This window comes from Kitasatospora aureofaciens (assembly GCF_001188955.3).
GTDB classification, from domain to species: Bacteria; Actinomycetota; Actinomycetes; order Streptomycetales; family Streptomycetaceae; genus Kitasatospora; species Kitasatospora aureofaciens.
Window position 1 is genome coordinate 137,832 of the sequence record NZ_JPRF03000012.1, and the last position, 18,749, is coordinate 156,580.

At 71.6% G+C, this 18,749-nt stretch carries 10 protein-coding genes; 4 read left to right on the top strand and 6 right to left on the bottom strand.

The window, feature by feature from the left end; all coding sequences use genetic code 11:
• The first annotated feature begins 443 nt into the window (after window positions 1-443).
• Complete coding sequence (locus HS99_RS05640) at window positions 444-1,574, top strand: lytic polysaccharide monooxygenase auxiliary activity family 9 protein (protein ID WP_272868949.1); 1,131 nt, start codon at window positions 444-446, stop codon at window positions 1,572-1,574.
• A 177-nt stretch (window positions 1,575-1,751) separates the two neighbouring features.
• Here HS99_RS05640 and HS99_RS05645 read toward each other — a convergent pair whose 3' ends face one another.
• Window positions 1,752-3,113, bottom strand: coding sequence for a sensor histidine kinase (locus HS99_RS05645; RefSeq protein WP_240520904.1), 1,362 nt, complete (start codon window positions 3,111-3,113; stop codon window positions 1,752-1,754).
• Between the two features lie 8 nt (window positions 3,114-3,121).
• Window positions 3,122-3,823: a response regulator transcription factor gene (locus HS99_RS05650; protein WP_030556327.1), complete on the bottom strand. Its 702-nt coding sequence runs from the start codon at window positions 3,821-3,823 to the stop codon at window positions 3,122-3,124.
• A 79-nt stretch (window positions 3,824-3,902) separates the two neighbouring features.
• Between HS99_RS05650 and HS99_RS05655 the strand changes: the two genes are divergently transcribed.
• From HS99_RS05655 to HS99_RS05665, 3 genes are all read left to right on the top strand, one after another.
• Window positions 3,903-4,448 carry a hypothetical protein gene (locus HS99_RS05655; protein WP_030556329.1) on the top strand — a complete coding sequence of 182 codons (546 nt, stop codon included), beginning with the start codon at window positions 3,903-3,905 and terminating at the stop codon, window positions 4,446-4,448.
• Window positions 4,449-4,774: 326 nt separating this feature from the next.
• Window positions 4,775-5,671: a hypothetical protein gene (locus HS99_RS42305; protein ID WP_030556331.1), complete on the top strand. Its 897-nt coding sequence runs from the start codon at window positions 4,775-4,777 to the stop codon at window positions 5,669-5,671.
• Window positions 5,672-6,074: 403 nt separating this feature from the next.
• Window positions 6,075-7,325, top strand: coding sequence for a ferredoxin reductase family protein (locus HS99_RS05665; protein ID WP_232543298.1), 1,251 nt, complete (start codon window positions 6,075-6,077; stop codon window positions 7,323-7,325).
• 487 nt (window positions 7,326-7,812) lie between these two features.
• Here HS99_RS05665 and HS99_RS05670 read toward each other — a convergent pair whose 3' ends face one another.
• From HS99_RS05670 to HS99_RS05685, 4 genes are all read right to left on the bottom strand, one after another.
• Window positions 7,813-10,059 (bottom strand): UvrD-helicase domain-containing protein, encoded by a 2,247-nt coding sequence (locus tag HS99_RS05670; RefSeq protein WP_030556334.1) that lies wholly within the window; start codon window positions 10,057-10,059, stop codon window positions 7,813-7,815.
• A complete protein-coding gene (locus tag HS99_RS05675; protein ID WP_030556336.1) occupies window positions 10,056-16,937 on the bottom strand; it encodes a DEAD/DEAH box helicase family protein in 6,882 nt (2,293 codons plus the stop codon). The genes HS99_RS05670 and HS99_RS05675 overlap by 4 nt, the downstream gene beginning before the upstream one ends.
• Window positions 16,938-17,008: 71 nt before the next feature.
• Window positions 17,009-17,482: a hypothetical protein gene (locus tag HS99_RS05680; protein ID WP_030556339.1), complete on the bottom strand. Its 474-nt coding sequence runs from the start codon at window positions 17,480-17,482 to the stop codon at window positions 17,009-17,011.
• A 4-nt stretch (window positions 17,483-17,486) separates the two neighbouring features.
• The gene (locus HS99_RS05685; protein ID WP_030556341.1) at window positions 17,487-18,749 is read right to left on the bottom strand and encodes an amidase domain-containing protein; all 1,263 of its coding nucleotides are present in this window, start codon (window positions 18,747-18,749) and stop codon (window positions 17,487-17,489) included.

Below are 18,749 nucleotides of genomic sequence, written 5' to 3' on the forward strand. Positions count from 1 at the left end.
ACCCCGGCGGGAAGGTCAAGCCCGAGCCGGACACCAACGGTCCGGACGCCGGTGCGGACATGAAAATCCGCAGATCCGGGAAGCCGGCCGGCCGCCACTGAGATTGCGGCTCGCGGCCTTGATGCCCGGTGTGGGCAGCCGGGGCGTTACCGCCGGTCTGATCCTGTGCAGCGCGTCCCAGGGCCTCCGCCGCCCGCGCCGCGCGCAGCCCGGAAACCAGGGCCGGGGCTACTCCGCCCTCACCCCATAAAACACCTTGAAGTCATGTTTAAGAATGTCGCAAGAAGCCGAAATCCTCGCCTGTTCGGCGGTTTCGGCCCCGCAGTCCCGGATAGCATGAGCCGGCGGCGAGCGGGCGCGACCTGCTCCTGCGGCAGAAACGTCGCACCGAATTCCTCTCCCGGATATCCGTTTCGCGGTCCGGAACGGGTTCGGATCCGTATGTGCGACGCGCCGGGTCCGGCGGTTTCGAACTCCACTCCAGAAGGAGAACTGTCATCAATTCACGACGCAACAGGGTCCTGGCGGTCGCCTGCGGCACCCTGCCGCTGCTGCTTCTCGGCATGGCCGGCAAGGCCCAAGCCCACGGTTCCATGCAGAACCCGATCAGCCGGGTCTACGGCTGCAACCTGGAAGGTCCGGAGCATCCCAAGTCGGCCGCCTGCCAGGCCGCCGTGGCGGCCAGCGGGACCCAGGCGTTCTACGACTGGATGGGGGTGAGGATCGGCGACGCGGCGGGCCGCCATCGCGAGCTCATTCCGGACGGCAAGCTGTGCAGCGCGGGCAACGACGAGTACAAGGGCCTCGACCTGCCTCGCGCGGACTGGGCCGCGACGTCCCTGCCGGCCAGCGGCAGTTTCACCTTCAGGTACCGCGGGACCGCCCCGCACCGGGGAAGCTTCGAGCTCTACGTCACCAAGGACGGCTACGACCCGACGAAGCCGCTGAAGTGGTCCGACCTGGAACCGACTCCGTTCTACAAGGCCACGGACCCGTCCCTGGTGGACGGTTCGTACCAGATGACCGCGCAGCTGCCGAAGAAGCAGGGCCGGCACCTGATCTACGCGATCTGGCAGCGGTCCGACAGTCCGGAGGCGTTCTACTCCTGTTCCGACGTCGTCTTCGGCGGGGCCGGTTCGAGCACCGCCCCGGGTACGGCGTCGAATCCGGGTACCGCGCCGGGCGCCGGCACGGCGCCGGGCAAGGGGTCGGGCCAGGGGGCCGGTTCCACCGCCGGTGCCGCCTCCGGCTCGGGCGGCACCTCGGGTACGGGGGCGGGGGCCGGTGCGGCGAAGCCGTCGGCCGCCGGCTCGAACAGCGACATGGACATGAGCATGGATCACGGGTCGACCTCCTCGCCCGCCGGCGGCTCCGCCCAGTCGGGGGACACCTCACAGGCCGACAGCCAGACCGGAGTTGCCGCCGGGTCCACCCCGACCGACTCCAGCACCCAGCTGGCGCACACCGGTGGCTCGAACATCGTGCCGCTGACCGTCGGCGCGACCGCGGTGCTCGGCGCGGGTGGTGCGACGTTGTTCCTGGCCCGGCGCCGCCGGAGCCACCGCCGGGGATGAGCCGTACCGCGCGGACACCGCGGTGAGGCATCGGAAGCCCGTCCGTTGCGGGGTCGAGCGGCGCCCGCCCCCGCTACGAACGCAGTCGGCGCCCGACCCCGCAATGCGCGCAGTGCTGGAACAGCGCCGTCGCGCCGGGCGCGACGGTCGGGCGCTCGGTCCGTCGTCGCGACCGCCTCATCGTCCCCGTGCCGCGCGGCGGCCGCCGCGCCGCCGCGCGGCCGGTGCCGCGTCGCTGCTCGTCCCGGTCGTCCGCGCGGCTCCCGCTCCACTGGGAAGCCAGATGTGAACCTGCGCCCCGCCGAGCGCGGAGCGCTCGATCCGCATTCCGCCGCCGGCCCCCTCGGCCATCCGGCGCACGATGTCCAGGCCCAGTCCGGTGGAGCCCTCCCGCCTGGTGCCCTGGCCGCGCCGCAGGGCGACCTCCGGCGCCGAGATCCCGGGGCCGGCATCGGCCACCAGAATGACCGCGGTGCCGTTACCCGCGTGCAGTGTCACCGAGAACTCCGTCCCCTCCCCGGTGTGACGGAAGACGTTCCCGAGCGCGGCGTCCACCGCAGCGGCGAACTCGGACTGTGCCACGGGGACCGGCACGGGCTCGCCCGGCCCGGAGAAGTGCCAGCGCCGCTCCTGGTCCTCGGCGAGCGCGGACCAGAAGGCCATGCGCTCGGCGAGCACGTCGGCGGCGTCGCACTCCGCCGCCTCCCGGCCCGCGCCTCCCGCCCGGGCCGTGTTGATGACCAGATCCACCTCCCGCTCCAGCCAGGCCACCACCTGTCGGGTCTGGTCCGCGACCGGTCCGCCGTCCAGCGCCGCGGCGTTGAGCCGCAACGCGGTGACCGGGGTGCGCAGCCGGTGTGACAGGTCCGCCGCGAACTCCCGTTCGGCGGTGATCATCTGCACCATTCGCCCGGCCATGGCGTTGAAGGCCAGGCCCACCTCGCGCAACTCGTAGGGGCCTTGGGCGTCGACCCGCACGTCGAGGTTCCCGGCGCCGAGCGTGCGTGCCGCCCCCGCCAGGTGACGGGTCGCGCCGACCAGCCGCGCCGCCAGCCGGTCGGCCACCAGGGAGGAGAGCGTGATCAGGACCACGGCCACTCCGCCCAGTACCGACCAGACGGTACCCAGCCCCCGGCGCAGGTCGCCGTCCAGCAGATAGACCTCGACCACCGCGACGCTCCCCGGGTCGAGCACCACGGGCTGGAGTACCGCATAGCCGCCCGCCACCCGAGCGGTGAAGGCGCGGCCCTGCCGGACGGCGGTGTCGAACTGTTCGCCGCCGGCGTGAGCGGTTCCGATCACCGCTCCGGACGGCAGGTGCACCGCGATCCGGCCGGCGGCGCCGACCGGGGTGCTGGCCAGGGCTCGGGTCAGTGCCACCTGGTCGGTGGTCACCACGAGGACCGGCTCGATCGCGGCTGCCTGGCGCTCGGCCTCGGCGAACGCCCGGTCCCTGGCGAACTCCCGAACCGTCAGGGCCAGCGGGATCAGGAACGCGAGCGCGACCATCGTGGCGACGGCGAACGCGAACCGCGCCAACGCCCCTCTCACGACAGGGAGACGGGGGAGTGGTCCGGCGGTGCCTCCAGCATGACCCCGACGCCGCGCACCGTGTGGAGGTAGCGCGGCGAGGCGGCACGTTCACCGAACTTGCGCCGCAGCCACGACAGGTGCACGTCGATGGTCTGGTCCTCGCCGTAGGGCTGCTGCCACACCTGCGCCAGCAGCTCGCGACGCGTCACGACCTCTCCCGGCCGAGCCGCAAGGCAGGCGAGCATGTCGAACTCCCTGCGGGCAAGCTCCAGTTGCCTGCCGTTTAGGCTCGCCTCCCGGCGTCGGACGTCGACCCTGAGACCACCCACCACCAGCGTCTCGGAGCGCTTGCCGCCACTCGTGCGGCGCAGCAGCGCGGCAAGCCGGGCGTTGAGGTACTCGCCGGAGAACGGCTTGGTCACGTAGTCGTCGGCGCCCTCGTGCAGCAGCTGGATGATTTCCGCCTCCTGGTCGCGGGCGGTGGCGATGAGGACCGGTACGTCGGACACGCTCCGCATCATCTTGAGCGCCTCGGCGCCGTCCAGATCGGGCAGGCCCAGGTCGAGGACGACGATGTCCGGGGGGTTCCGGGAGACCTCGCGCAGGGCCTCCAGCGCCGTGCCGACACTGCGGACCGTGTGGGAGGAGTTGGTGAGATCGCGGATGACGGCCCATTTGACGAACGGATCGTCCTCGACCAGGAGCACGCTTGCCATAATGCCCGTCACCGTACGCCACCCGTGGGCCAAGCCGCCACTGTTGGGACAATGCGCGAAGCCGGGCAATTATGGAGCCGTGCGCAACTGGACCTTGGCAATAGCGTGGCTCGTCGCCACCGTGGCCGCCGCCGCCGTGGGCTGGCTCGGCGTCAGCACGGTGATGCGCGAGGCGATCTTCGGCCCGCCGCAGGCGATGGCGATGCCCGACCGCGGCGGGGCTCACCCTGCGCCCTCGCCGCCTGCCGACCCGCCGACGGCGACTCGGCCCCCGAGCCCCCCGGCCAATCCGAGGACCGCCGCCGCGCCCGCGCCCGCGGCATCGGCGTCGACGCCCGCGCCCACGACGTCGGCTCCGACATCCGCACCTTCTCCACCTGCGGCTTCTCCGGCCGCGGCCGCGTCGGACGTCCGCGGTTACACGGTTCACGGCGGACAGGTCGCACTGGCACTCGGCGCGGACTCGGCCTCGCTCGTGTCGGCCACGCCCGCGTCCGGCTACGCGGTGAAGGTCTGGCGGGCCCAGGGGTGGCTGCGGGTGGACTTCACCAAGGACGGGAGCACCTCGTCGGTCTTCGCGACCTGGAACGGGCACCCGCCCATGGTGCAGACCTACGAGTCCTGACCGCGGGCCCCCGCTCCGCGGGACGGCCGACAGGTTCCTTCGTCGAACGCGGATGCCGCGGAGCGTGCCGGCCGGTGGCCCGGAAAGAATAACCGTTCCTTAGTTCTTCCTTAATCTCCGTGGTTTCCCTCGGAAAAGCCGCCTGATTAGAGTCGTGTCGGCCGGTGCGGCCGGCTCCGACTTCCCGGAGTCGAACTCCGATGCCACGAGCGGGAACGGCAGCCGGCCTGCCGCAGGGCTTCGCGGCGAGACCCCGCGTCCGCCGGGCCGATACGGCCACCGGCGTTGCCCGGAAAGCGCCGTACGAACTCAGGACAGGAGCAGCGTTGTACGTCGAACACGGCACCGAGGCCTCCACACCGCCGGCGCACCTGCTTGAGCGGGTGGCTGTGAACACGGTCACGATCACCGCGCGGGAGGCCCGACTGCGCCTGCGCGAGGCCCAGACGGATCGACAGGCGCCGGCCCCGCACGCCGCCCCGACAGGGGCGGATCTGACGGAACGTCATCTCGGCCACGCGCGCCCCCAGCCGGAACGCGCCGTACCCGCCGTCCCGGCGGGTCACCCCACCCGGCCGCATCGCCTCGAGCAGGAGCCGGTGGGCCACCGGGCCGCCCCGGAGCAGCCCGGCTCGGGCCCGGGCGAGATCGGCGAACTCCGGCGCGCTCTCGGCACGGCACGGTCGGAAGCATTCCGGCTGCGCGACTGTCTCGCCGGGGTGCAGGCGGATCTGGACGCGTCGCGACAGGAGACGGCCCGTGCCGTACAGCGGAACGACGAACTCGGCCGGGACCTGCGGTCGAGCGAAGCCGAACGGCAACGGGCGCTGGACCTGGCCGAGCGGGCGGACGCCCTGCGGGCTGCGGCAGAACGCGCCCGGGACGACGCGGAGCTTCGCGCGGCGCGGCTGTTCGCACACCGAGAGCAAGCGGAACAGGCCGCCCAGGCGGCTCTCGCGTGGGCCCACCAGACCCATATCGCCCGGGACGCAGCATGCGCCGACGCCGCCAGGTGCCAGCAGGAGGCTGCCGCGTTGGAGGTCATGGTCGCGGAACTGCGCGGCGTCGTGACCCTGCTGTCCGCTGAACGCGACGCGGCGCGCACCGAGGCGCAACAGGCGCTCGGACAGGTCGACCGCTGGACCTCGCACGCCCTGGAGATCCTCGCGGTTGCGCGCCCGCACGACTCCCGGCTGCCCGCCGTCCCGGATCACCTCCGGTAGCGCACCGCCGCGCACCGTACCCGTCCGGCCGCCGTCGCGTGGACCCCGGTGGCGTCCGGGGGTGAGCATCCTCGAACGGCCCGAAGGCCGACTTCGCTGCGGCCGCCGACACGGGCGCGACCCGACGCCTGGAAGGACCGCGCGCCGCAGCGCGGCGAGAACACACCCCCGTCACCGCGGTCCGGCGACCGTCCACCCCTCCCATCGCACCAAAGGCGCCCCACCGATGAGCACTTCCGGTCCCGTCACGTCACTCGCGCCTGCCCGGCCGCCCGCGACGGGCGCAGCCCATCACGCGGCCCATCACGCGGCCCGGCACCGCGCTCGGGCCCTGAGCGCGACCGCTCCACCACGTCTCAGTCCACGGGCACTGGGCCGCGGCATCCTGACCGGTGCCTGCGTCGTGACCGGTGCGTGGGCCGTCCAGGCGATGCCGTCCACCCGGCTCGACGCCCTGCTGGCCACCGGCGCCCACCTGAGCGGGCTGCTCGCGGGATACGGCATGGTGGTGATGTTGCTGCTGATGGCGCGGGTGCCCGCCATCGAGCACGGCGTCGGCGCGGACGTGCTGGCCCGTTGGCACGCCCTCGGCGGCCGTTACGTCCTCACACTCGTCGGGGCGCACGTCCTGCTCGCCCTGCTGGGATTCACGGTCTACACCGGCACCGACGTGGTGTCCGCCGGCAGAGCCGTCCTCGGCTACCCCGCACTGGCCGCGGCCACCGCGGGCACCCTTCTGCTCCTCCTGGTCGGCGTGGTCTCCGCCAGGATCGTCCGCCACCGGGTCCGCCACGAGACCTGGCGGACCGTCCACCTGCTGACCTACCTGGCGACCAGCCTCGCCTTCGCTCACGAGGTGGTCGGTCCGGACGTCTCGGGTTTGCCGATCCTCGCCTGGCTCTGGTCGTCGATCCACGCCCAGGTCGTGGTACTGCTGCTGTGGTACCGCTGCGTGGTGCCGATCCGCCAGACGCTGCGGCACCGCCTGCGAGTGGTGGACATCCGCACCGAGGGGCCCGGGGTCGTCTCGGTGGTGATCGCCGGTGACCGCGTGAACGAACTCCACGCGCAGGCAGGACAGTTCTTCCGATGGCGCTTCCTCACCCGCCGACTGTGGGCCACGGCACTCCCGTTCTCACTGTCCGCCTCCCCACAGGCCGACACACTGCGCATCACGGTCAAGGCGTTGGGGGACCACACCCGCCGCGTGCGGCGGCTGCGCCCTGGGGTACGTGTCGTCGCCACCGGACCGTTCGGGGCGATGACCGCTCACCGGCGCACCCGTCGCAAGGTGCTGCTCCTGGCGGGAGGGGTCGGAATCACCCCGATGCGAGCGCTCTTCGAGACGCTGCCCGGCGGGCCGGGTGACATCGTTCTCCTCTACCGCGCCAACAGCCCGGACGAACTGGTGCTACGTCACGAACTCGAAGCGATCGCCGTCGGGCGGCAGGCCGGCCTGCACTACCTGCTGGGCTCCTCGCTCGGTGAACACAACCCGCTCGCGCCCGCCCTGCTGAGCAGGCTCGTGCCCGATCTGGCCGAACGTGACGTCTTCCTCTGCGGACCACCGGGCATGACCACGGCCGCAGTCACGGCTCTGCAGAAGGCCGGGGTGCCGAAGAGCCGGATCCACTCCGAGACGTTCGCCTTCTGATCCGGCGCCGGTTCGCTGAGGGGTGCGGCAGCCCGTACGCGCTTCCTGACGTCCATCCCCGTCGAATTCCATCGCCCGAGCCGGTCCGATGCCGGAACGCCCGGGCCCGAAAGGTAACCCACGCACATGACGGCCACCGCACTCCATGCGCCGCCTCGCCCGCTCCGGATCCGCCGGCACAGGTTGAACACCGCCTGTGGCCTGGCCTGCGCGGGCCTGCTGACCGGGTCACTCCTGTTCACGGTGAGGCCGGCGGCGCCGCCCCCACCGGACCGAACCGCCCCGACGGCGCATCAGTCCGTTTGCGTCACCCCTCGGCGTTCCTGACCGTGGGGGGCAAGGGGCTCTGCGCCTTCGCCTGACAGTGGCAGTCCCGGGCGCCTTCCCGATCGCGGCCGTGTGGCGGGGCCGGGTGCCTGGGTGGCGGACGGGCCGGTCGGCGGCCCCGAGGGCGAAGCCGCCGACCGGCCCGGCGTCGTGAGGTGGCTCAGGACGCGAGAACGGGCTTCAGGAAGGGACTCGGCTCGCCGTGCCAGAAGATGTCGACGCTGTCCCTGGCACGGGTCACCGCGACGAAGAGCAGCGAGCGGGCACGCTGCATCTCCCGACGGTACCTGGCGAGGTCCGCCCCCTTGAGGCGGTTCACGTTGTCGCGCGGCACCAACCCGTCGCGGACGCCAGCGATGATCATCCGCTGGTACTCCAGGCCCTTGAACCTGAACATCGTGCCGATGTGGACACCGCTGCCGTTCCTGGGGCCGTCGGGGCCGATCTCCACAGCGGCAATTCCGTGTTGCGCCAGGGTGTAGGCGACCTCTCCCGCCATTTGGTTGGTGGGGACGCAGACGGCGATCTGTTCGAGGGGGATCCGTTCGTCAGGGCGGGCGCTCCAGGCCGCGATGTGCTCGGCGATGCCCACCCGCTCCGCATTCCAGTCGGCGTAGGGGTGCAGCCGCGGAGCGGCACCGTTGAGGACGGACCGGAAACCGGCCAGGGTCTCCTCACCACCGTTGAGATCGTCGAAGGACTCCCCGGTGAGGACGTCCAGTGCCGAGCGCAGGATCTGGCGAGTGGTGCGGTAGCTGAGAGTGAGCTTCGACGAGCGCCCTCGGATGTGGATTCCCAGACTTCCGAGGGTCACCTGGTTCCGGTAGATGCGCTGGTGGGTGTCACCGACCAGGAAGATGTCGTCCTGGCCGCTCGGAACCATCGCCCGGAGCATCTTCCAATGAGCCGGTCGCAGGTCCTGTGCCTCGTCGACCACGATGTGCTGGTATCGGTGCCGCAACCAGCCGGCGGAGCCGTCCTGGAGATGGATGTTGTCCAGACCGCCGACCTCGGTGCGATGAGCCTCGATCGCGGCGATCCGCTGTTCGCGCTCCACCTCCAGGCGCGCCGCCCGCTCGGTCACCTGGTCCCACGTCTGTCGTCGGGAGCGGTCCAAACGCTGGGTGAACCGCTCGGCGAGCTGCCAGATTTCGGCGCGCTCGACACGGCCGATGTTGCCCCGACCGGCCCGGCGGGCCCTGAAGTAGTCCGCGCGCGATCCGATCACCTGCCCGAGGATCACCTGCGTCCACTCGTCGTGGAGGAACTCGGCGTCCCACGCGGTCTCTCCGAGTTCGTCCAGCAGCGCCTGCCACTCCCGCACGGCCTGGTTGTCGTCGATCGTCTGCTTGGAGTTGCCGGGCTCGGCCTCCCGGACGATCCGGAGGGCGAGCTGGTCGACGTGGCTGATGTCCACCCTGGCCAGCAGATCCTCTCCACCGAGTTCGAGCAGTCGCGAACGCAGGTCCGCGGCGAGGTTCTTGTTGTAGGTGGTGAGGAGGACGGGCTTGGTGTGGCCCGGAGGAAGCCGGTCGACCAGGTGCTTGACGCGGTGGAGGGCGACGATCGTCTTTCCCGTTCCAGGGCCGCCGCTCACCCGGGCGGGCCCGGAGTAGGTGCGTTCCACCAGCTTGGACTGGGTCGGGTGGAGGAACACCTTCCACCGCCCGAAGTCGCCGCCCCTGAGGACCTCCTCCAGGGCCGCGTCGGAGGTGGTGACCATGGTTGCCGGCCGTTCGGCGGCGGCCTGGAAGTCCTCCGGGTCGACCGGTTCGGGAGCCGCGACCGGCGTCGTGACCTGGTCGAGGATGCTGTCGAAGTCCTTGCCGTCGATGATGGCCAGCAGCACTTCACCGGTGAGCTGCGGGGCGTATTCGACGAGACCGAGGAGCTGGTCCTCGGTCGTGAGCGTCCGGATGACGGGGAGGAGCGGCGCGGCGACCCCGAGGTCGCTCAGCTGTTCATCGGACCACTCCGCGAAGAGCCCCCGGGGCGCGGTCGGTTCGCCCGTGTGCGGAACCGCCGGGGGCCGGCCCGGAGCCAAGCCGCGAAGGATGCTCTCCTCCACTACCTGGAGGTCGACGTACTCGATGCCACCGGTGATGTGGTTGATCCCGTAGGCGAGCCGGTCGAGGTTCTCGTAGACGTCCTTGCGGTGCTTGACAGCGACGATCAGCCAGTCGTCGTCGGCCAGGCGTAGCAGCAGGGCACGGTGATCGTCGTTGACCCGGGCGGACCAGAGCCTGCTGTCGCCCTTGAGCTGCTGGAGTTTGAGGCCGGTGGCGTGTGGGTTCGCCTTGAACTTGTGCTGGAAGTCGTAGAGGGCGCCCTTGACCGAGCGGGGGAGTTTGAGGATCTCCTTGTCCGCCTTGTCCAGCAGGCGAAGGGTGATTCCCGGCGTCTTCATCGTTCTGACTCTCCGTCGTTGGTCGTTCCGTCTCGTCGGTGTTGTGGCTCGGTGAGGGTGCCGCCCTGCGGGCCGAGCCGCTCGACGAGATCCCGGGAATCCCAGCTCACGGCGGGGCGGACGTCCCATCCTGCGGCGCGGAAGGCCTTGTCGCGGTCCTGGGCTTCGTAGTCCGGCTCTCCGCCAGCCGAGCGCGGGGCGAGGACGACGCCGATCCGCTGTTCGGGCCAAGCGAGTTCGGCCTGCCAGCCGTTGCTGTCGAGCTCGTAGCCGTCCTTCGGGGCAGGGGCGCCGGCCTCGGCGAGGAGGTGTGCGAGCTCGGCGATTCCGGCCTCGTCCGGGTCGAGGAACTCGATCACCCGGGTCCATGCCGCATCGGGCTCGGCAGCCGGGACGGGAGCTGGAGGCGCAGAAATCGGACCCTCAGGGACGACCTCCGTACCCGGTGCCTGTTTTGTGGCTGCCTGTCGGGTGGCCGCCAGCCATCCCTGGCCGCCGCCCGGTGCGAGGACTTCGACGGAGAAACCGCCGAGGAGGCTCGTCGTGAGCTGGACGCTGTCGCCGCCGCCGTGCTCCAGGAACTGCAGCAGGTTGGTCCAGAACAGCCAGGAGCGCCAGCGTTGCTTGTGCGACACCTCGTCATCGTGCGCACGTGCGCCGTCGTCGAGGACGGCGAGGGCGCTCCAGACCGGTGGCTTGTGGCGTCCGTCGGCCACCAGGACCAGCCGGAGGCCCGAGCCGTCCGGAACGGTGATGACCTGCACCGGTCCCCGGGGACCGGCAGGTGCTCCGCCGTCGAGGGCCGCACGGACCTGCGGTCCGACCGCATCGGCCGCCAGAGCTGCGGCGCGGGCCCCCTTGACTCCGGTAAGCCCTGCTGCGGCGGCCTCCGCGCGCCACTGCCACCGGGTGGCATCCGGCGATCGCAGGTAGGCGAGCAGCAGGTTCGCCGGGTTGATCCACACGGTCTCGGAGAGTTCACCGGGGAGGCCGCCGCGAACGTTGGCGTAGTACTTCCGTGCCCTCTCCTCCCCGTCACCGCCCGACCCGTAGAGCCGCCGGACCGGAGCGGTCGGGCCGCCGCCGGCGTGGCCGTGGTCGGTGACGCGGCGACGCCAGTCCTTGACGTCGAAGTAGGTGAGCTGGAACACGCGCAGGCCGTCCGCCCGGAGCCGGGCGCGCTTCACGGCGTCGTCCGCCAGTCGGTTGTGCCGCGGGCCGGCGTGGTACTCGTAGCCGTCGAGGTAGACCGCGAGGCGTGGACCCGGGGCGTCGAGCCGTTCGAAGAGGACGTCCGGGCGGGTGCCGTCCAGAGCCCTTTGCTGGGAGACCCGCCAGCTCACGGTGGAGCCGTCGTCGCCGGTCAGGCGGAGTTCGAGGGAGTACGTCCCGGCAGAGGTCGTGTAGGCGTCCGCGCTCGCTCGTGACTCGGGCAACCGTGCCCAGTCCCTGAGGGTGTCGACGAACATGATCTCGAGATCGCTCTCGGCCTGCTGCTCCAGGGAGATGTGGCGCGTGGTCGCGACCGGCGACGTCTGCCAGCGTTCCCCGTCCGCACCGAGCAGGTCGTCGAGCATCTGTCGGACCTCGCTCCGGCTGACCTTGTCGTAGTCCGTGGCCGGCACGCGGCGCAGTAGGCAGCGGTGACAGCCGTCCTGGCCCTTCTCCCGGCAGGGGCAGCTTTCGATGACGTCGCGTGCCCTGAGCAGGACCTCCTTGAAGCCTTCCGCCGAGGCCAGCCGGTGCAGGTAGCCGGTACCGCCCGGAAGGCGGTCGTAGACGACCAGGAAGCGCTGGGGCCAGTCGGAGTCACTGCCGTCGGGCATCGAGGCGGGCGCGATGTCGATGTGGTCCGGATCGCCGCCGTAGCGTGCGGCTATGCCGACGAACAGCGCCGCGGTGAAGGACGCCAAGCGCTCCTTCGCACGCGCCACGGACGCGGGCAGCAGGATCCGCACGGCCTCGGTGGTCAACTCGTGGGTGAGCAGCAGGGGTACGTCCTGCGGCTCGGCCCGGCCGGATCCGGCGGGCTGCTGCGCCCTGCGGCGGGGGCACCAGAGCAGGTGATGGGCGCCGGCCCTGGAGGGAGCGCTCAGGGACTGGGTGAGGGCGTCGGCCGGGGCGTCGACGACGGGACGGCCGTCGGCCGTCGCACCTCCGCAACTCGTGCAGACGAAGAACGGGTTGAGACGGACGTCCTCACCGGCGACGGGTACGGTGCTGCTGCCGTCCTGGCGGTCGACGCCCAGGTTGAGCGTCCGCACGACGGCACGGCGGGCGAAGTCCACCCCGAAGGTCGCCTTGTCGTGGCGCCACGAACCGGGGGCGAGCTGGTCCGGGTCGATGTCGACGGCGGTGAGGACCGAGTAGCGTCGACGCTCCCGCTCGTCCCTGTCGTCGCGGACCCGGGCGTCGTCCCGCTTGTCGCGGGCCACCACCTGCCGCGGCTGCAGCACGTACTGCACGCACCCGGCGTCCGCGATCGCACGGCTGCCGCAGCGCGGGCACGGGTCGGTGTCGGTGAGCGCGTTCTCGGTGCGGACGAATCCGCAGGACGGGCAGAGCCGCCAGACGGACCAGGCCCGTCGCTCGGGGCTGCCGATGTCCAGGGCGCGCACCACGTGTCGGTAGCCGTTGACGTAGAAGCTGCTGCCGGGCGCGAGTTCGGTGAGGGCGAGCCGACGGGAGCGGTCGTAGCTGCGGACCTCGCTGCGGTAGACCCGGGGAGTCCCGTTCGCCGAGTCCCCCGGGGTCGCGGTGGACCCGTCCGGCTCGGACGGGTCCTCCCGCCAGTAGAGGGTGGCTTCGAGCTTGGTGGTCGTGTCGGCGAGGCTGTAGTTCGGCAGGAGTCCGAGCTCGACCAGCGTGCCGTGGGCGCTCGCCCGGTTCAGCGTGCCCAGGAGATCGGCGGTGCTGCGCAGTTCGGCGCGCAGTTCCCGCCGTTCGCGGTCCTGTTCCGGGTCGGTCGGTACCAGGGCGTCGACGGCCGTGTTGATGGCCGCGAGGCGTCGCTTCAGCTCCTCGCGGCGGAGGACCCAGGCTTCCTCGGCCTCCTGTAGGCAGCGGGCGATGCCACCGGTGGCGTAGGACCGCAACTCATCGGCAGCATGGTCGGATACGCCGGCGTCGTCGTCCCGGCCGGTGCCGCGCGGGAAGAGTGCCAGGAACTCCTCCACCAGGGCCTTTCCGTGGGTGAGCGCCGCGTCGGCCAGGTCCTGGCACCAGCCGGTGGTGCCGAACAGTGCCGACACCAGCCTGGGCACGGGCGGCAGTTGCTCACCGTCGGCCGTGGTCAGCTTCCCGGCGGCGGCCAGGTCGAGCAGCCGTGCCGTGTACTGGCGGCGGAGGATTTCGACGGCCGACAGGTAGCAGCCCGGCGGCACGATGTCGCCGGCGATCATCTCGCGCGGATCGTCGAGGTAGTACAGGTCGCGGGCCCTGCGGCCGCCGAACGCGACGACGAGCGCGTTGCCGGTCTTCCTGCCCGCGCGGCCCGCCCGCTGGACGTAGTTCGCCGGCCCGGCGGGCAGGGAGCCGAGCAGGACGGCGGACAGGTCACCGATGTCGATGCCGAGTTCGAGTGTCGGCGTGCAGGACAGCACGTTGGGGTCGGTGTAGTGCGTGCCGGAGCGGAACGCCCGCTCGACCCGCTCCCGCTCGGGGCGGGTGAGCATGCCGGTGTGTTCGGCGGTGACCACGCGGAAGGTGCCGCCGGTCAGGTACAGACGCCGGTAGTAGTCGTCGGTGTAGTCGCGTTCCTGGACGCCGCCGAAGCCGGACGTGGTGCCACCGGTGCGGGAGGCGCCGTACCGGGGCGGGGTCAGGAATCCCTTGCAGCGGTAGCGCGGGCACGGGTGCCCGTACCAGCGGGTGCGCCGCTCGGGCGGCACGACCTGCTGCCAGCCGCAGTCATCGCAGCTGACGAAGGCCTTGTTGACGATCGAGTCGCTGAGCAGCCGGACTTCGATGTGTCCCGGCTGCAGTCCGTAGACACGCGTGCTGCGGTCCTGTGCCGTGCGGACGGCCAGGACCTGTTCGTCGGCGAGCACGGGAAGCAGGCGGTGCAGGTACTCGGTGGCACCGGCGGAGTCCAGCCCGAGGCACCGCCTGGTCCAGTCCTGGTACCAGCCTCCGCGGCCCGACACCGTGTCGAAGTGGGACTTGTCCTTCTGCCCGTCGAGCAGGAACCGGGGCGGTGCCATCCCGTCGGGGAAGGCCGGCATGCCGTCGGGACGGCCGCCCCAGATCTTGAACCGGGTGACGCCCGCGTCCTTCATCCACGGCTCCAGCCAGCGGTGCCGCACCCCGCCGCGCTGTCGCAGGCGTTCCAGCAGGCCGCGCACGTAGGCGACGTAGCGCTCCGAGGTCGGCATCGAGTCGGCGGCGATCAGCTGTCCGGGCAGGGCGAGGTGCAGGTCACGGGCGAGAGCGGCGACGCGTTCGGGGTCCTCAAGAACGACCTCGGCGGCGGCCGTGCGGGTGAGCTCCAGGGTGCGCCCCAGCCTGGAGCGGAGGCCGAACTCCATGACGGTGGCGAACGCCAGCCGCTCGCCGATCAGCTTCCAGGTGCGGGCGTCACCGGTGCCGCGTCCGGACAGCAGCCGGTCCACGCCGGCCTCGTCGTGCAGGTCGGGCGGGACGACGGCGACGAGCGTGCCGGGGTCGTCCACCGAGTCCAGGACGTTCCCGATCAGGTCGTTGAGCGGCAGCGGTGCTCCGGAGTCCTCCAGGTTGTGCGCCAGCAGCGACCGGAGGGAGAACTTGTAGGAGGCGTTGGCGATGTACCCGGCTCGGTGGGCCGCGTCCTGGGTGGAGTCGTTGAAGACCAGGGTCTTGCGCTCTTCGGGGACGAGGGCGATGTCTCCGCCGGTGAACAGCTGGGTGACGGTCGCCGAGGCGAGGGCTGCCAGAGCCGTGCCGAGGAAGCGGATGCCGTTGTCGGTGTTGCACGCAGGGCAACGGTCGTCCACGGCCGCCTTGTCAGCGGTCTTCTTGTCCAGGACGGCCAGGGCGAACCAGGCGTCCAGCAGGTCGCCGTCGTCGGCGGCGACCGGCATGCGGTAGGTGCCCTGCGCCCCGTCGAGCACGACGACGGAGAGCGGGTCGACCCCGCCGCTCGCAGGCCGGGAGCCGGTGAGCGCGGCGAGTGCTTCCTGCTTCTCCGCCCGGGTGGCGGAGATGAAGTAGCGGATGCGCCGCTTATCCCGCCCGAGGCCCGCCCGCCAGATCTTGTCGTGGGCCATCACCAACCGCTGCGGATCGGCTTCCGGGGAGAGCGCGGCCCACCCTGAACGCCCGCAGTTGCGGCAGTAGACGGCCGGAAGGTGCACCTGGGCCGGGCGGACGGCGGTGTCCGAGCCGGGCAGCGCTGCGGGCCGCTGCGATCCGCTCGACGGCCAGCCGCCGGACGGGGATTCGCCGTCCTCGCTGTCCACCGGCAGGGCCGCGGCCGCACTCCGGCGGGCGGCCGTCCGGTCGTCCTCGTACCAGCGGAACTCCGGTGCGCCGCCGAGGCCGCGCAGCACCCTGGTCACCGGCCGGACCCACAGGTGGGCCTCCACGTGGAGCAGGGGGCGTGGTCGTCGCTCGTCGGAGTCCGGGTCCCGTGCGGCGGACAGCAGGGCGACGAAGCGGGAGAGCGCCTGCAGCACGAGCCGGGGGTTCTCCCGCGCGGTACGGCCCCACGTGTAGCCGAAGCGCGCCAGGCGGTCCCGCAGGCCCCACTCGTCGAGCGGCTCGCCGTTGAGCAGGGTCAGGACGCCGTGGGTGAAGTCGTGGCGCCGGAGCATCCGTCCGATCTGGAAGGCGTCCAGCCCCGAGCGTCCCAGCATGCGGGAGGCGAGCCCGTTCAGGTCCAGCAACTTGGGGTTGGACTCCACGCCTGGACCGCCGGAGGCCGTGATGACCTCCTGCGGAGTCGGAGGCTCGGGGAGCTCGTAGTCCACCGCGCCGGTGAACTCGTCGGCGGTCATCCGCTCCTCGCCGACCAGGGTGTCCGGCGTGAAGGGCATCCCGAACACCTGGGCGGCGACGTCCAGGATCCCGCCGGCCTGCGCACCGGGGCGGCCTTCGCCGAGGGTCGCCGAGGTGGCCACCGGGCAGATGGACCCGAGCGGGCTGCCCGGGCGGGTGGCGCCGACGACCGCGGCCAGTCGGCGCAGCAGCATCGCGACATCGGTGCCCTGTGCCCCGTCGTAGGTGTGGAACTCGTCCAGGACCACGTGGGTGATCTCGGCGCCCTCCCACAGGGCGCGGTCCTCGCCGCGTTGGAGGAGCAGGTCGAGCATCTTGTAGTTGGTGATCAGCACGTCCGGCGGCGAGACCCGCATCTCCTCACGGCGCGTCATCACCCGCCGGAAGTCGGTGTCCGGCCGGTCGCCGATGTAGAGCCCGGCCGTGACCTCCGCCAGCTCCGGCTGCGCCAGGTAGTCCCCGATGCGTCCGGCCTGGTCGGTCGCCAGGGCGTTCATCGGGTACAGCAGCACGGCCTTGACCCCGCGCCGACCGCGGGCCTTCTCCCGCCGGCAGTGGTCGAGCACGGGGACGAGGAACGACTCGGTCTTCCCCGAGCCGGTGCCCGTCGTCACCAGCGTCGGACGGGCCGGGCCGTGCAGGGTGCTCAGCCGCTCCCACGCCTTGGCCTGGTGCCGGTACGGCGGAAAGCCGGGCTGCCACTCGAGGTGCCGCTGCCAGCCCTCGTCCGCGAGGTGGAACGGCGTCCTGATGCGCAGGTAGGGCCCGCGGAAGATGCCGGACTCCGGGTGGCCGAGGAAGCGTTCGAGCGCGCCGCGGGTGTCCTCGTCCGCGAGGGCGTAGGTCGTCGTGAGGTACTGCGTGAGACTGCCGCGCAGCTGCGCGGCGGCCAGGGTGGGCCTCACGGCGGACTCCTTCGACGTGCGCTTTGACGGAGCGTGGATCACTTGATCACACCGTATAGTGCGGCACCGACCTATCGGAGCCCGTTCCCACCAGCCGGTTGCCCAAGCGTGACCACCGGCCGGAGCGGTTCGTCGGAGAGCGTGACGGTCAGTGGACCGCTCCCGAAGCAGCTGCTCCGTTGCGGGCCGGTGTCGTGGGCGGCGGTCTGCGCAAGGGCGTACTGGAACGGGAGGCCGATGGCCGCCGCCGGGAGGAGGACGCAGAGCAGGCCGTGCCCGAGGGTGAGCCGCAGTGCCTTCCGCCGCACGGCAGTGAAGACCTGCCAACCACCCCAGCAGAGCGCGCCGACTCCCAACGCCAGGCCGGCCCAGGCCAGCGGCAGGACGTAGGCCGGGGCACCGGGACTGTCGTGGCACCGGCTGACGAGCGCATGGACGTCGCCGTCCGCGATGACCGTGGGCACGGTGCACAGCCAGCTCGCGCAGGCGAGAAGCAGTGGGCCGCGGGCCCGGAACCGGTGGGGGGAGCGCTGTTCGTCCGACATCGATCTAGTACCAGTCCGGGTTGACGCGGACGAAGTGCAGCTTCTGGTGGCCGCGCTGTTCCTGAAAGGCGTCGATCCGCCCGCCGACGCTGGCGTTCTTCTGGCCGCCGCTGTGCTGGGTGTACCGGATGTCCCCGTCCGGGGTCACGGCCGTGACGACGGCGGTGTGGTGCACGGCCCCCTTCTTGTCCTGGTCGTCCTGGTCGGAGTCCTCCTCGTAGTAGACGATGTCCCCGGGCTTGACCTGATCCGGCGGAACTTCCTCACTGCCGTGGCGCATCAGGAAGTCGTGCATGTTCTGCGCGCCGGCCCAGCTCTTCGAGTAGTCGACGCGCTGGGACAGCCAGTCACCGCCGGCGTCCTCGCTGCGCCCCCAGGTGTCGTCTCCCCGCCAGCCCCAGAGCCCGTCCCCCTTGGCACGGAGGCCACCTTGGCGCAGCGCCTCCGAGGCGAAGTTGGTGCAGTTGTCCCCGAAGACGTCGATGCTCGTGTCGTCCCAGTGGTCCAGTGCCCACTGCACCGTCTTGACGCGGTCGTACTTGGCGTTGGGGCCTCCGCGGAGGCCGACCTTCACGTCGTCGGGGATGCCGGGCAGGTTGGCCAGCGTGACCGGGTCGGAGAGCATCAGCTGCTTGCGCTGGTTGTCGGTCAGCGCCTTCCACCAGTCGGCGACCAGGCGCGGATCCTCACCGCTGGGGATGCCGCCGGTGTACATGGCCAGTTCGGTCTGGGAGGCCTCGCGCTGGAGGGCGTCGAGCGCCTTGCGCGGGTCGGTCTCGCAGGTGGCGGCAGCGAGCTTGCGGAGCTCCGCCGCTGCCAGCTTGTCCGCCTGGGCCGCTTCGCGCAGGGCTTCCTGGAGCATCGCGTTGATCTCCTGGACCGCGTTGTCCGTGGAGGCGTCCGCGCCACCGGAGGCGGAGCGGACCGTGCCGGTGGTCTCGTCGACGGTCAGGCCGTACTGCTTGGCCAGGTCGAGGGCCGAGTTCATGGTCAGCTTCGCCCGGGTGATCGTGGCGCTGAGGGCGTCGAGGACCATGACGACGCCGCGCATGATGTCCGCGCCGGCCTCCAGGATCCGGGCGTGCTCCTCGAGTTTGCGGCCGGCGGCCTCGCCGACGCGGTCCTTCCAGTTCTCCTTGAGCGGGTCGACTCCGTTCGCATGGATGTCGTTGACGGCCTGCCAGGCCTGCTTGGAGAGAGCGAGCCAGGAGTTGGCGGCGGCGTCCACATCGATGCTGCGGGCGGCCCGCAGTGCCGCGATGTTCAT

Bases quoted from the DNA above. Each gene is read 5' to 3' on its own strand.
- HS99_RS05650 (WP_030556327.1), bottom strand. From the start codon at position 3,823: ATGGCAAGCGTGCTCCTGGTCGAGGACGATCCGTTCGTCAAATGGGCC.
- HS99_RS05670 (WP_030556334.1), bottom strand. From the start codon at position 10,059: ATGAAGACGCCGGGAATCACCCTTCGCCTGCTGGACAAGGCGGACAAG.
- HS99_RS05680 (WP_030556339.1), bottom strand. From the start codon at position 17,482: ATGTCGGACGAACAGCGCTCCCCCCACCGGTTCCGGGCCCGCGGCCCA.
- HS99_RS05685 (WP_030556341.1), bottom strand. From the start codon at position 18,749: ATGAACATCGCGGCACTGCGGGCCGCCCGCAGCATCGATGTGGACGCC.